A 13,773-nucleotide genomic window follows, 5' to 3' on the forward strand; every position below is an offset into this window, starting at 1 on the left:
GTAGTTGAGCCCGATTCAAAACGTGTTAAATACACGAGCTTGACTACTGGTTGCTCCTATATGGTTGAGAGCCGTGCTGCGTTATCATCTTTACATCTCCGGTGTCTGTTCTTCTAAATTAGCATTAGATATTGCTCACAGTTTTGTGCTAGAATCCGGCGATTCTCACTTGATGAAAATAGTTAAAGGAAGGCTTATGAAAGTGATCGAGGGTGGCTTCCCAGCGCCAAATGCAAAAATTGCTATCGTTATTGCTCGTTTCAACAGTTTTATTAACGAAAGTTTACTTTCTGGTGCAATCGATACTTTAAAGCGTCATGGACAAGTAAGCGAAGACAACATCACTGTTGTTCGTTGCCCTGGTGCAGTAGAACTTCCACTTGTAGCGCAACGCGTTGCAAAAACAGGTAAGTTCGATGCGATTGTATCTCTTGGTACAGTAATCCGTGGCGGTACACCTCACTTTGACTATGTTTGTAGTGAATGTAATAAAGGTTTGGCACAAGTGTCTCTGGAATTTTCTCTTCCAGTCGCGTTTGGTGTTCTTACTGTTGATACGATCGATCAAGCTATTGAACGCGCAGGAACCAAGGCTGGTAATAAGGGTGCAGAAGCCGCACTTAGCGCACTTGAGATGATCAACGTTCTTTCTGAAATCGATTCCTAATGGGGGCCAGTGTGAAACCAGCCGCACGTCGTAACGCACGTCAATTTGCTCTACAAGCAATTTATTCTTGGCAAATTACTAAAGAAAATATTGCTACCGTTGAAGAACAGTTCTTATCTGGTGGTAAGTATGATGAAGAAGAGCATCATGCCGCAGAACCTGCTCTAGCTATGCCAGAAACAGACGTTGCATACTTCCGCGACTTACTAACTGGTGTTGCTCTTAGCCACATGGAACTTGATAGCAAGCTTCGTCCATTCGTATCTCGCCCTATGCAAGATCTGGATTTGATGGAACTAGCGCTTCTACGTTTAGCTATGTACGAGATGACTCGTCGCGAAGATGTACCATACAAAGTGGTTATCAACGAAGCTATCGAGCTTGCAAAAGTATTTGCAGCAGAAGACAGCCATAAGTTTGTTAACGGTGTGCTTGATAAAGCTGCACCACACGTTCGTAAGAAATAAGACGTTCGTATATTGAATCTAAAGGTCAGCTTTTATGCTGGCCTTTTTTGTAACTAAATTTCTGTAATCTCCATGATTACGGCGATTTTTATGAGACTAAAGATAGGGCATGTGATGTCTGGCGAATTTAACCTGATTGAAAAATATTTTGTAAATCGACAACCACAACGTAAAGACGTTCTTCTGGCTGCTGGCGATGACTGTGCTTTGGTCAAAGCGCCGGGCAATGTTGAGATAGCGATCAGTACGGACACCTTAGTGGCGGGCACTCACTTCCTAGCGGAAGCAAACCCAGCTTGGGTGGCACACAAAGCCTTGGCTTCGAACATCAGTGATCTTGCGGCTATGGGAGCAACGCCTGCTTGGGTTTCATTTGCGTTAACTATGCCAGAAGTCGATGAAGAATGGCTTGCTCCCTTCTGTGACTCCTTCTTCAAGCTCGCTGACTACTTTGGTATTCAGTTAATTGGCGGTGATACAACCAAAGGGCCACTAAGTCTGACATTGACTGTACAAGGTTTTGTGCCAGAAGGTCGAGCACTGCGTAGAGATGGCGCTAAAGTGGGCGACTGGATTTACGTAACGGGTAATCTAGGGGACAGCAAAGCTGGGTTAGACGTGTTACTGAACCCCGAAAAGAACAAAGTGAAGCCTTATGCGCTAGAGCTTGAAGAGAGGCACTACCTGAGCACTCCGCGAATATTGGCGGGTCAAGCTCTAGTTAACCTTGCTTCATCGGCTATCGATATCTCTGATGGTGTTATTGCTGATTTAAAACATATCCTCAAACGTTCTCAGGTTGGTGCGAGTATTGATGTAAGCACGCTGCCCCTCTCTCCAGAGTTACGTCAGTTCGCTTGTGATATTACTTCAGCTCAGCAGTATGCGCTGACCAGTGGTGAAGAGTACGAACTTTGCTTTACTGTGCCTGAAGAAAATAAAGGTTCATTGGAAAGTGCTTTGTCGCACACAGGAACAAAAGTCACCTGCATTGGCCAGATAAGACCTGTAGAATATTTTGAACTACACAATAATGGTGAACCACTAAGTTGGAACTTAACTGGTTACGATCACTTTAAGGCTAATTGATGACAAACCCACTTTCTCTTATTTCTCTTAAAAACCCTTGGCATTTATTGGCAACCGGTTTTGGTAGTGGCTTATCGCCGATTATTCCTGGAACTATGGGTACGCTTGCGTCGATTCCGTTGTACCTATTATTGGTTCAGCTCCCTTTTCCTGCTTATGTTGCGGTAGTGGTTGTAAGCTGCATTATTGGTATCAAAATTTGCCAAGTGACCTCTGATGATATGGGCGTACACGACCATGGCTCTATCGTATGGGATGAGTTTGCGGGCTTTTGGATCACCATGGGCCTAGTACCTTTATTGAATATCCCTACGGACGACTGGAAATGGCTGTTCACTGGTTTTGTCTTATTTCGCTTTTTCGATATGGTAAAGCCTTGGCCAATTGGTTGGTTAGACAAGCGAGTTCACGGCGGCTTAGGTATCATGATTGATGATATTGTTGCGGGCATTATGGCGGCGATTTCGCTGTATGCTGTGGCACATTTTGCGGGCTGGTTAGTTTAAGTTAGCTGAAGGATTAATACCAATCGTAGTAAATAACTGTTCACCCTATCTGGTTAAAACGCTCAATAACTGCGTTAGAAATTTTGATTGTAGAATAACTACTTATCGAAAATTTCTGTCTTGTTCTCAAGCCTTTTTCCTGCGCTATTTATGATCACTTACTGTGATTGGTATAAGATTTAGTTGCAAGCACATTAAGCTAAGTCTCGGATACTAAAAGGTTGACCCTAGGGTCAACCTTTTTGTTTTTATTGCTTACGAGCTTACGAGCTTACGAGCTTACGTGTTAAGGTTATTTAGCAAGATAGTCTGAGATAGACTTCTTTATGCCTTTCGCATCTAAGCCAAGCTCTTCATGCAGCTCATCCTGTGTTCCTTGAGCAATAAACTTGTCTGGTAGACCAAGGTTCAATACTGGCATCAGTAGCTTTTCTTTCATCAAGAATTCAATCACACCCGCGCCTGCACCACCTGCAATCGCGTTTTCTTCGATAGTCACTAGTACATCGTGGTCAGCAGCAAGTTGTTTGATCAGGGCTTTATCGAGCGGTTTCACAAAGCGCATATCAGCAACTGTCGCATCAATAGCGTCAGCCGTTTGAAGTGCACTCTCAAGGAAAGTACCAAAGCTCAGGATAGTGACTTTCGAGCCATCTTTTGCTTTTTCGCTTTCGCGAACGATACGACCTTTACCAATTTCTAGCGCAGTAAATTCACTTTGAATCTCAGTTCCCATGCCATTACCGCGAGGGTAACGAACAGCACTTGGACCTGTGTGCTGGTGGCCTGTGTATAGCATTTGGCGACATTCGTTTTCATCGCTTGGCGCCATGATCACCATGTTTGGAATGCAGCGCATAAAGCTTAAGTCGAACGCACCTTGGTGTGTTTGACCATCGGCACCGACAAGACCTGCACGGTCAATAGCGAACATAACCGGTAGATCCATGATTGCCACATCGTGGATCAGTTGATCGTAGCCACGTTGTAAGAAAGTCGAGTAGATAGCCACAATCGGCTTGTCACCCGCAATCGCCATACCAGTTGCTAGTGTCACAGCGTGTTGCTCAGCAATCGCTACATCGAAGTACTGCTCTGGGTACTCTTTCGAGAAACGCACCATGCCAGAACCTTCACGCATTGCAGGCGTAATTGCCATTAGCTTAGGATCTTGAGCGGCCATATCACATAGGAAGTCGCCAAAAATCTTAGAGAAAGTTGGTTTAGAACTGGTGCTCTTCGGCAGACTCGAATGTGCAGGATCGAACTTAGGTACGCCGTGGTAGCCAATTGGGTCTTTCTCAGCTGGCTCGTAGCCTTTGCCTTTCTTGGTCATGATATGTAAGAACTGAGGACCTTTTAGATCTCTCATGTTCTTGAGCGTTTTAATCAACTCATTCACATCGTGACCATCAATTGGGCCAATGTAGTTAAAGCCTAATTCTTCGAACATGGTGCCAGGTACAACCATGCCTTTTAGGTGTTCTTCTGTACGACGAACCAACTCTTTAATCGGCGGAACGCCTGATAGCACTTTCTTGCCGCCCTCACGGATTGACGTGTAAAGACTGCCAGAAAGAACTTGAGCTAGGTGGTTGTTTAGAGCTCCGACGTTTTCAGAGATCGACATCTCGTTATCGTTAAGGATAACCAGCATGTCATTATGAATATCGCCCGCGTGGTTCATGGCTTCGAAGGCCATACCTGCGGTAATCGCGCCATCACCAATCACACTCACGACTTTACGGTTCTTACCTTCTTTCTTCGCACTGATCGCCATACCAAGTCCGGCGCTGATCGATGTTGAAGAGTGACCAACAGATAGAGTGTCGTATTCGCTCTCTTGACGCCATGGGAATGGGTGCAGTCCATCTTTTTGACGGATAGTCGACAAGCGGTCGCGACGACCCGTAAGAATCTTGTGTGGATAGGCTTGGTGGCCAACATCCCAAACCAATTGGTCAAAAGGCGTGTTGTACACATAGTGCAGAGCAACGGTGAGCTCTACTGTACCTAAGCCTGACGCTAAGTGACCACTTGACTGGCTCACCGAGTTAAGAAGATAGGTACGTAATTCATCACAAAGCTGTGTAAGCGTCTCTTTTGGAAGTAGACGCAAATCCTCTGGCTTATCAGCCAAAGCAAGAGTTGGGTACTTTGATATATCAAGAGTCATAGGTAATGCGCGCTTATTGTCTTAGTTCTTGCGCTCGATGACGTATCGGGCGAACTCTTCGAGTGACTGGGTATTGTATGGGATTGCAGCCAAAGCTTGAAGCGCTTCCTGTAGCAGAGTTTGCGCTTTTTCTTGAGCGCCCTCTAAACCTAACAAAGAAGGGTAGGTGCTTTTGTTCAATTCTTGGTCAGAGCCCTGTGGTTTACCCAAAGTTTCAGTATCGCTGGTGATATCTAAAATATCATCTTGAACCTGGAATGCTAATCCAATGGCATCGGCGTACTTGTCTAATTGAGGCATCAATTCAAGCGCTTTTTCGCCAGCAGCAAGTGCACCTAAACGAATCGCACATTTCATTAACGCGCCCGTTTTATTTCGGTGAACTTCTTCTAATTCTTCTAGCGTGACAGAGCGGTTTTCAGCTTCAATATCAAGTGCTTGTCCAATACACATACCTTGTGCACCGGAGGCTTCGGCTAAGCGTTGAATCATTCGAACGCGATTGTTTTCACCGTCAGCACTTAATGTGCCTTCCGCAAGTATAGTAAACGCGAGAGTTTGTAGTGCATCGCCAGTTAAAATTGCCGTTGCTTCATCGTATTTGATGTGACAAGTCTGATGGCCACGACGCAATTCATCGTCATCCATTGCAGGAAGATCGTCGTGAATCAGAGAATAGGCATGAATACATTCGATAGCAGAGGCTGGAGTGTCGAGCTCTTCAACGGTGCAGCCGAGCATGTCCCCTGTAATGTAGACAAGAAATGGACGTGCGCGTTTACCGCCTAAAAGTAGCCCATAACGCATAGCGTTGATGAGGTTCTGATTTTGGTGTGGTAGGCGATCAAGCCAAAGGTTCAGTTGCTCGTTATTACGTGCTTGATAAGACAATAAAGTCTCGATCATAGGGGATCTCATACAATTCGTTATTCTGGTTGTGGGTTAAAGTCACTAAGTTCTGCATTTTCATCGTTGTGCAGTAGGATGCTCACGCGTTGTTCTGCATCGTTTAGTTTACTTTGACCAGCACGAGCGAGGGAGATGCCTCGTTCGAACTTTTTCAGCGCATCATCTAAAGCTAGATCACCATTTTCTAGTTGATCAACCAAGCCATCAAGCTCTTCGATTGCCGCTTCAAAGCTCATATTTTCAGGTTTCTTAGTAGCCATAATAAATCTGCGTTTGGAAAGATGAACGAACGTTACCCTAGGCCGCTGAGATGGTCAAATGTAACCAAGAATTTTTGCTAGAAAGTTCATTTTTAAGGAGCTTGAACTTGCTTTGATTGAATAACCGCGGCTTTATCGAGTTTATACGCTATGGATAAGTCTAAAGTAAGCCAATAGTTGTGATTCAAAAACGAAAAGTGTGATACTTAAACTAAGAATTAACTAAAAGATCTTATAGTCTTGCCGATACAAAGATTATCGTCGACATAGAACTGTAAAAAGCATGAGGAGTGCTCAGTGGATTTAGCAACCCTAATAGGTTTGATTGGTGGATTTGCCTTCGTAATTATGGCAATGATCCTAGGTGGAAGCCTCGGGATGTTCTATGACACGACATCCGTTTTAATCGTGATTGGTGGTTCAACGTTTGTTGTTCTAATGAAATTCACCATGGGACAGTTTTTTGGTGCGGCAAAAATCGCCGGTAAAGCATTTATGTTTAAAGCCGATGAGCCAGAAGATCTTATTGCTAAAGTTGTTGAGATGGCGGATGCTGCGCGTAAAGGCGGTTTCTTAGCACTCGAAGAGATGGAAATCAGTAACAGTTTCATGCAAAAGGGCATTGACCTATTGGTAGATGGCCATGATGGCGATGTGGTGCGTGCAGCACTGCAAAAAGATATCGCGTTAACCACAGAACGTCACGAACAAGGCGCCAAAGTTTTTTCAGCGTTTGGTGATGTGGCTCCAGCAATGGGGATGATTGGTACCTTGGTGGGTTTGGTTGCCATGCTTTCGAACATGGATGATCCTAAAGCGATCGGGCCGGCGATGGCGGTTGCACTTTTAACCACCTTATATGGTGCGATTCTTTCGAACATGGTGTTTTTCCCGATCGCGGACAAACTTGCTCTACGTCGTGACCAAGAGACACTGAATCGTCGTTTGGTGATGGATGGCGTACTTGCGATTCAAGATGGTCAAAACCCACGAGTCATTGACGGTTACCTGAAGAGTTACCTAAATGAAGGTAAGCGCACTATTGATGGTGAAATCGCTTAAGGGGAATAAAAATGGATGAAGAAAATCCATGTAAATGTCCCCCTCCTGGTTTACCACAATGGATGGGAACATTTGCTGACTTGATGTCATTGCTGATGTGTTTCTTTGTACTACTGCTCTCATTTTCTGAGATGGACGTACTGAAATTTAAACAGATCGCGGGCTCAATGAAATTCGCGTTTGGTGTGCAAAACCGCTTGGAAGTGAAAGACATTCCTAAAGGTACCAGCATTATTGCGCAGGAGTTTCGTCCTGGTCGCCCAGAGCCAACTCCGATCGATGTGATCATGCAGCAGACCATTGATATTACGCAGCAAACGCTTGAGTTTCATGAAGGAGAATCTGAGCGTGCTGGTGGTACCATGCGTGATCAGGGCAAGATGACGGGTGGTAAATCAGCAGAGGTTTCTGCGCACAACAACCAAAACTCAGAATCAGATCAGCAGCAACAGCAAGCTCAAGAACAGTCTCAAGAGATGGAAACCTTGCTGGAAAGCATCAAGAAGGCGTTGGAGCGAGAGATCGACCAAGGCGCGATTGAGGTGGAAAACCTTGGCCAACAGATTGTGATTCGAATTCGTGAAAAAGGCGCGTTCCCATCAGGATCCGCTTTCCTTCAGCCTAAGTTCCGACCTTTGGTTAGACAGGTTGCCGAGTTAGTGAAAGATGTTCCGGGCATTGTCCGAATCTCTGGACATACTGATAATCAACGTCTTGACTCAGAGCTTTATCGCTCTAATTGGGATTTGTCATCGCAGCGTGCGGTGTCTGTGGCTCAAGAGATGGAAAAGGTACGTGGCTTCTCTCATCAACGCTTAAGAGTCCGTGGTATGGCAGACACTGAGCCAGTAGAGCCTAACGATACTGAATGGCAACGTAGCTTAAACCGACGTGTTGAAATCAGCATTATGCAGGGCGAACCGCTTTACAGTGAAGAAGTCCCAGTTATCGGTCAGTAGCATGTCGATGTGCGTCTGTTAATATGTGAATGACAACCAAAGCTCAACTTTATACACTTTTAATTAGAAAGAGTGCTAAAGGTTGGGCTTTTTCTTTGCTTGTTTGTACGGCTTCCTGAAACTGTACTTATGCCGCTTCGAAATCTGCTACTTTTAATAACAGGCAGTTTAATGATGAGGTTGAAGCACGCACTCTTTTCCTTGTTTGATTTTCTCATGTATAATTCGCGCCCTTAGATTTAATATTGATCTATTATTGCTTCAATAACTATGTGAAATGACCTTTTACGTGGTGATGAACCTACTAAAATTTGTGAACCTTATTGGCGTGAAAGTACTATGAAATTTATTGTTAAGCCTCATCCGGAAATTTTTATTAAAAGTGAATCGGTGCGTAAGCGCTTCACAAAAATTCTAGAACGTAATATTCGCACTATTCTTCAGCGTCGTACTGAGTCTGTGGCTGTCTTCAACCGTCGTGACTACATCGAAGTGACGTCTGAGAGCGACAAATACTTTAAAGAAACACTCGAAGTATTGACGCAAACTCCGGGTATTCATCACTCCCTTGAAGTTCAGCAATCAGAGTTTAAAGACTTGCATCATATTTACGAGCAAGTTCTTGAGCGAAGCGGTGCTCTTATTGAAGGTAAGACTTTCTCTGTGCGTGCTAAGCGTCGTGGTAAACATGACTTTACCTCTATTGAGCTAGAACGCTACGTAGGTGGTGGTTTAAACCAAGCGGTTGAATCAGCAAAAGTAAAACTGAAAAACCCAGATGTTACCGTTAAAGTTGAAGTCGAGAACGAGAAGCTAAACCAAGTTATTGAACGTCATAAAGGCCTAGGTGGTTTCCCTCTTGGTACTCAAGAAGATCTGCTTAGCTTGATCTCTGGTGGCTTTGATTCTGGTGTTTCAAGCTACTTACACATCAAACGTGGTTCTAAAGTGCATTACTGCTTCTTCAATCTTGGTGGCCCTGCTCACGAGATTGGTGTTAAGCAAGTTTCTCACTATCTATGGGATAAATATGGCTCATCTGCAAAGGTGAAGTTTATCTCTATCGATTTTGAACCTGTAGTTGCAGAGATCCTTGAGAACGTTGAAGACGGCCAAATGGGCGTTGTTCTTAAGCGTATGTTCATGCGTGCTGGTGGTATGGTTGCAGAGCGTTTCGGCATTGAAGCGTTAGTAACGGGTGAAGCTCTTGGTCAGGTTTCTAGCCAAACACTAACTAACTTGCGTCATATCGATAACGTGACCGATACTTTGATCCTTCGTCCACTTATCAACTGGGACAAAGAAGACATCATCGATCTGTCTCGTAAGATTGGTACTGAAGATTTCGCTAAAGTAATGCCTGAGTATTGTGGTGTTATCTCTAAGAAGCCAACAGTGAAAGCGAAGAAAGGCAAACTAGAAGCGGAAGAAGCTAAGTTTAACTTCGAAGTGCTAGAGCAAGTGATCGAGAATGCTCGTATTATGGATATCCGTGATATCGAGAAAGAGAGCCAAGAACAGGCACCAGAAGTGGAGCAAGTTCAAGCAGTTGCTGAGCACGCTGTCGTTCTTGATATCCGTAGCCCAGACGAAGAAGACGAAAGCCCGCTAGAGATCGATGGTGTTGAAATCAAACACATCCCGTTCTTCAAGCTTTCAACTCAGTTTGGTGACCTAGACCAATCGAAAGAGTACTTATTGTACTGTGACCGTGGTGTCATGAGCCGTCTGCAAGCGCTTTACTTGCAAGAACAAGGCTTCCACAACGTTAAGGTTTACCGCCCATAGTGGTGTGTTGACCAACCGTTAATAATTTTGCAAAGCCGCATACTGAAAAGTAAGCGGCTTTTTTATTATCATGATGAAGGATTGACAGTAGAAAGAGGCATGCGTTTGGACGTGCTATCGTCATGCTCAGCTTTAAAATTTTTGATTGATAGAACTGGTGCGATCTAAGCGGGTTTATATGTAACTGAAGAGGTGTGAGTATCTTGAAGTATTCTGTTACTTTTTAGTGCAACTCAATGGTTCTATTTGTATGTGTTCAGTTGTTTATTTGAGTGCGTGTCTAATTCTGTGATTAACGATGAAAAATAATAAAGATTAATTAGCACAGCTATTGATAAACTTATTGTTACTTTTCTTTGTACATAAAAAAACACCGCCCATAAGGCGGTGTAAACAAATTTGACAGACAGGTCAAAATAAATACAGGAAGTACATGCCTCGTTTCAGTATGGAACTGCAACAAAACATTTGGTAGAACTCTACCCAACTCGAAAAGAACGAGTTTGCAAACACAACATCGCAGGAGCTAAGCCAATTGATTCTAGAGAGAATCAAGCCGTTCAGGCTAGCTACTGCGGGATGAAATATAGAATTTCTCTGGCCGCTAGGCAATGGACAAATTATAATGTTTCAGATAAAAAAAACTAATGCTTATTTAGAGAGTAACTATGTCTCGTCGATTACCCCCATTAAACTCGCTAAGAGTGTTTGAAGCCGCAGCTCGACACTTGAGTTTTACGCGCGCTGCAGAAGAGCTGTTTGTTACTCAAGCTGCCGTCAGTCATCAGATCAAAGCGCTGGAAGAATTTTTGTCTCTGAAGCTTTTTCGTCGAAGGAATCGTTCTTTGTTGCTGACTGAAGAAGGACAAAGCTACTTCTTGGATATCAAAGATATTTTCACATCACTTGCTGAAGCGACGGATAAAGTGCTTGAGCGAAGTGAGAAGGGTGCATTGACCATCAGCTTACCTCCAAGCTTTGCGATTCAATGGTTAGTGCCAAGACTCGCTGACTTTAATCAACAAGAGCCTGATATTGATGTAAGAATCAAAGCCGTTGATATGGATGAAGGCTCGCTGACCGATGACGTAGACGTTGCTATCTATTATGGGAGAGGCAATTGGTCTGGTTTAAGAGCCGATAAGCTTTATCAAGAATATTTAATTCCTTTATGCTCACCTTCGGTGTTGCTTGGAATCAAGCAGTTAGAAACGCTCAGTGATTTGGCATGTCATACGTTACTGCACGATACCTCGCGTAAAGATTGGAAGCAGTTTGCCAAGCAAAATGGCATTGATGGCGTAAACGTCAATCACGGTCCTATCTTTAGTCACTCAACCATGGTGTTGCAGGCGGCAGCTCACGGTCAAGGCATTGCACTGGGTAACAACGTGTTGGCGCAACCTGAAATCGAAGCGGGTCGTTTGATTGCGCCTTTTGACGAAGTGTTGGTGAGCAAGAATGCCTTCTATGTGGTTTGTCATGAGAAACAAGCTGACATGGGCCGTATTTCCACCTTCCGCGACTGGATGCTGGCGAAAGCGCAAAGTGAACAAGAGGATTTACTCGATGAATAACGTCATCATTGATGGTGAAGACAATCCAATCACCTTTATCTTTGCACATGGTGCTGGCGCAGGTATGGATCATGAGTTCATGCAGTCGGTGGCAAAAGGGTTAGCCTTTAAAGGGATACGAGTTATCCGTTTTAATTTCCCTTACATGATTAAACGTGCTGAAGATGGCAAGCGTCGTCCACCTGACAGAGCCCCTAAGCTGCTTGAAGCCTACCAAGAGATCATTGAGCAGGTTGATGCTGATAAGCTTGTGATTGGCGGGAAATCGATGGGAGGACGCATGGCGAGCCATTTGTCTGAAGTCGATAAGGTGGCAGCGATGGCGTGTTTGGGTTTTCCTTTCCACCCTCCAGGTAAGCCTGAGAAGTATAAAGGTGAGCATCTTGCTGAATTAGAGAAACCTTGTTTAATTTTACAAGGTGAACGTGACACCTTTGGTAAGCGTGAAGAGTTTGCTGATTTTGATCTGTCTGGTTCTATTCGTGTTGAATTTATTCCCGATGGCGACCACAGCTTTAAGCCTCGTAAGAGCTCTGGTTACACCGAACAGCAGAACATAGCTTTAACCGTTGAGAAGCTATCAGCGTTTATCAAAGAGGTGCTTAATGAGAAGTAAGTATTTACTCACCTTTGCAGGTATCTCTGGCGCAATAGCCGTAATGCTAGGTGCCTTCGCTGCTCACGGGTTAAAAGCTGTCTTACCAGAGTATCTGCTAGGCGTGTTTGAGACAGGTGTTCAGTACCAGTTTATCCATACACTAGCAATATTGGCGTGTAGTGCTCTGCTACAGATGAAACTTGGTGCTAAATCACAAAAATATTTTTTCATTGCGGCAATTTGCTTTATCATCGGCATCCTTTGTTTTAGTGGCAGCCTTTATGGCTTAGCACTGACAGGAATAAAATGGTTTGGCCCTATCACTCCATTTGGTGGTCTACTATTTATCATTGGTTGGGGAGTCTTCTCCTTCGCTGCTTTGAATATAAAAGAGGTAACTCAGTGAAACACGTACTACTTTATTGTCGCTCTGGTTTTGAAAAAGAATGTGCTGGCGAAATTCAAGACAAGGCAACACAACTGGAAGTGTTTGGTTTTCCTCGCTTAAAGAACAATACAGGCTTTGTATTGTTTGAATGTTATCAAGCAGGCGAAGCCGATAAACTGGTTAAAGAGATCGACTTCCAATCGCTGATCTTTGCTCGTCAAATGATCGCGGTAGCAGCTGAAATCAAAGATCTGCCAACCGATGACCGTATCTCTCCAATTCTTGAGGCGCTTTCTGAGAAAGAAGGTTTCCCACGTTGTGGCGATATCCGAATTGAAACGCCAGACACTAATGAAGCGAAAGAGCTTTTGAAATTCTGTCGTAAGTTTACTGTGCCAATGCGTCAAGCTATGCGTGGTAAAGGCTTGATGACAGCGAAAGACAATGTTAAGAAGCCTGTGCTTCACTTATGTTTTATCGCTCCGGGTCACTGCTTGGTGGGTTACTCTTACCCAACCAACAACTCACAGTTCTTTATGGGCATTCCTCGTTTGAAGTTCCCATCAGATGCGCCAAGCCGTTCTACATTGAAGCTAGAAGAAGCATTCCACGTATTCATCCCTCGTGATGAGTGGGATGAGCGTCTTGCTCCAGGTATGTGGGGCGTAGATTTAGGCGCGTGTCCAGGTGGTTGGACTTACCAACTGGTTAAGCGTTCTATGTTCGTTCACTGTGTTGACAACGGCATGATGGCGGACAGCCTAATGGAAACCGGTCAAATTAAGCACCATATGGTAGATGGCTTTAAATTCGAACCTGACCGTAAGAACGTGACTTGGATTATCTGTGACATGGTTGAGAAGCCAGCTCGTGTTGCTCACTTAATGGGTGAGTGGATCATCAAAGGCTGGGCGAAAGAAGCACTGTTCAACCTTAAACTGCCAATGAAAGGCCGTTACGATGAAGTACTGCAGGATATCGAAAACCTAAAACAGTTCTTGATTGATAACAAAGTTAAATTCAAGATGCAGGCGAAGCACCTTTACCACGATCGCGAAGAGATCACGGTTCATATTCAGTCGCTCTCGAATATCTCACCGTACTAATATTTACGTTAGTGTGTCAGTGATAAATAAAATGCTCCTTTAAGGGGCATTTTTTATATCTGAAGTTTGTTTATGAGCTTGATTATCGCTTCGTACGGATAGTTTAGAAAGGTTGGTCTATGTGCGTTTTTTAGTCATATTTAAGTGTAAATATGACTAATTCAACTTGGTTGATAGTCGTCGAATTGTCGACTATTAGTGTCGATATGAGACAAAAAATC

14 protein-coding genes are annotated in these 13,773 nt (G+C 44.1%); 11 read left to right on the top strand and 3 right to left on the bottom strand.

Translation table 11 applies throughout. From position 1 onward, the window contains the following. Nucleotides 1-196: 196 nt before the first annotated feature. The 4 genes from ribH to pgpA all read left to right on the top strand — a co-directional run bounded on the left by ribH (nucleotide 197) and on the right by pgpA (nucleotide 2,729). Nucleotides 197-667: a 6,7-dimethyl-8-ribityllumazine synthase gene (gene ribH / locus K08M4_RS03510; protein WP_004734398.1), complete on the top strand. Its 471-nt coding sequence runs from the start codon at nucleotides 197-199 to the stop codon at nucleotides 665-667. Next, on the top strand, nucleotides 667-1,134 hold the full coding sequence (gene nusB, locus K08M4_RS03515) for a transcription antitermination factor NusB (RefSeq protein ID WP_004734399.1): 468 nt from the start codon (nucleotides 667-669) through the stop codon (nucleotides 1,132-1,134). The genes ribH and nusB overlap by 1 nt, the downstream gene beginning before the upstream one ends. A 114-nt stretch (nucleotides 1,135-1,248) precedes the next feature. After that, the gene (gene thiL, locus K08M4_RS03520; RefSeq protein ID WP_086048871.1) at nucleotides 1,249-2,223 is read left to right on the top strand and encodes a thiamine-phosphate kinase; all 975 of its coding nucleotides are present in this window, start codon (nucleotides 1,249-1,251) and stop codon (nucleotides 2,221-2,223) included. Continuing rightward, nucleotides 2,223-2,729, top strand: coding sequence for a phosphatidylglycerophosphatase A (gene pgpA / locus K08M4_RS03525; protein ID WP_086048872.1), 507 nt, complete (start codon nucleotides 2,223-2,225; stop codon nucleotides 2,727-2,729). The genes thiL and pgpA overlap by 1 nt, the downstream gene beginning before the upstream one ends. Nucleotides 2,730-3,021: 292 nt before the next feature. Here the strand turns inward: pgpA and dxs are convergent, their stop codons facing one another. From dxs to xseB, 3 genes are read right to left on the bottom strand one after another with little or no spacing between them, the layout of a single operon-like run. Further along, a complete protein-coding gene (gene dxs / locus K08M4_RS03530) occupies nucleotides 3,022-4,905 on the bottom strand; it encodes a 1-deoxy-D-xylulose-5-phosphate synthase (RefSeq protein WP_086048873.1) in 1,884 nt (627 codons plus the stop codon). A gap of 21 nt (nucleotides 4,906-4,926) precedes the next feature. Continuing rightward, complete coding sequence (gene ispA, locus K08M4_RS03535) at nucleotides 4,927-5,811, bottom strand: (2E,6E)-farnesyl diphosphate synthase (RefSeq protein ID WP_086048874.1); 885 nt, start codon at nucleotides 5,809-5,811, stop codon at nucleotides 4,927-4,929. A 20-nt stretch (nucleotides 5,812-5,831) separates the two neighbouring features. Continuing rightward, on the bottom strand, nucleotides 5,832-6,074 hold the full coding sequence (gene xseB / locus K08M4_RS03540; protein ID WP_086048875.1) for an exodeoxyribonuclease VII small subunit: 243 nt from the start codon (nucleotides 6,072-6,074) through the stop codon (nucleotides 5,832-5,834). 297 nt (nucleotides 6,075-6,371) lie between these two features. Between xseB and pomA the strand changes: the two genes are divergently transcribed. The 7 genes from pomA to rlmM all read left to right on the top strand — a co-directional run bounded on the left by pomA (nucleotide 6,372) and on the right by rlmM (nucleotide 13,552). Then, nucleotides 6,372-7,136 carry a flagellar motor protein PomA gene (gene pomA, locus K08M4_RS03545; protein ID WP_086048876.1) on the top strand — a complete coding sequence of 255 codons (765 nt, stop codon included), beginning with the start codon at nucleotides 6,372-6,374 and terminating at the stop codon, nucleotides 7,134-7,136. An 11-nt stretch (nucleotides 7,137-7,147) separates the two neighbouring features. Then, complete coding sequence (locus tag K08M4_RS03550; RefSeq protein WP_086048877.1) at nucleotides 7,148-8,095, top strand: flagellar motor protein MotB; 948 nt, start codon at nucleotides 7,148-7,150, stop codon at nucleotides 8,093-8,095. Nucleotides 8,096-8,434: 339 nt separating this feature from the next. Next, a complete protein-coding gene (thiI, locus tag K08M4_RS03555) occupies nucleotides 8,435-9,883 on the top strand; it encodes a tRNA uracil 4-sulfurtransferase ThiI (protein WP_086048878.1) in 1,449 nt (482 codons plus the stop codon). Between the two features lie 668 nt (nucleotides 9,884-10,551). Next, nucleotides 10,552-11,460, top strand: a complete 909-nt coding sequence (locus K08M4_RS03560; RefSeq protein WP_086048879.1) for a transcriptional regulator GcvA — start codon at nucleotides 10,552-10,554, stop codon at nucleotides 11,458-11,460. Then, entirely contained in the window at nucleotides 11,453-12,076 is a 624-nt protein-coding gene (locus tag K08M4_RS03565) for an alpha/beta fold hydrolase (RefSeq protein WP_086048880.1), read from the top strand. Before K08M4_RS03560 ends, K08M4_RS03565 begins: the two co-directional genes overlap by 8 nt. Further along, a complete protein-coding gene (locus K08M4_RS03570; RefSeq protein ID WP_086048881.1) occupies nucleotides 12,066-12,464 on the top strand; it encodes a DUF423 domain-containing protein in 399 nt (132 codons plus the stop codon). The genes K08M4_RS03565 and K08M4_RS03570 overlap by 11 nt, the downstream gene beginning before the upstream one ends. Beyond that, a complete protein-coding gene (gene rlmM / locus K08M4_RS03575) occupies nucleotides 12,461-13,552 on the top strand; it encodes a 23S rRNA (cytidine(2498)-2'-O)-methyltransferase RlmM (RefSeq protein ID WP_004734383.1) in 1,092 nt (363 codons plus the stop codon). The genes K08M4_RS03570 and rlmM overlap by 4 nt, the downstream gene beginning before the upstream one ends. Nucleotides 13,553-13,773 lie beyond the last annotated feature (221 nt).

This window comes from Vibrio syngnathi, assembly GCF_002119525.1.
GTDB classification, from domain to species: domain Bacteria; phylum Pseudomonadota; class Gammaproteobacteria; order Enterobacterales; family Vibrionaceae; genus Vibrio; species Vibrio syngnathi.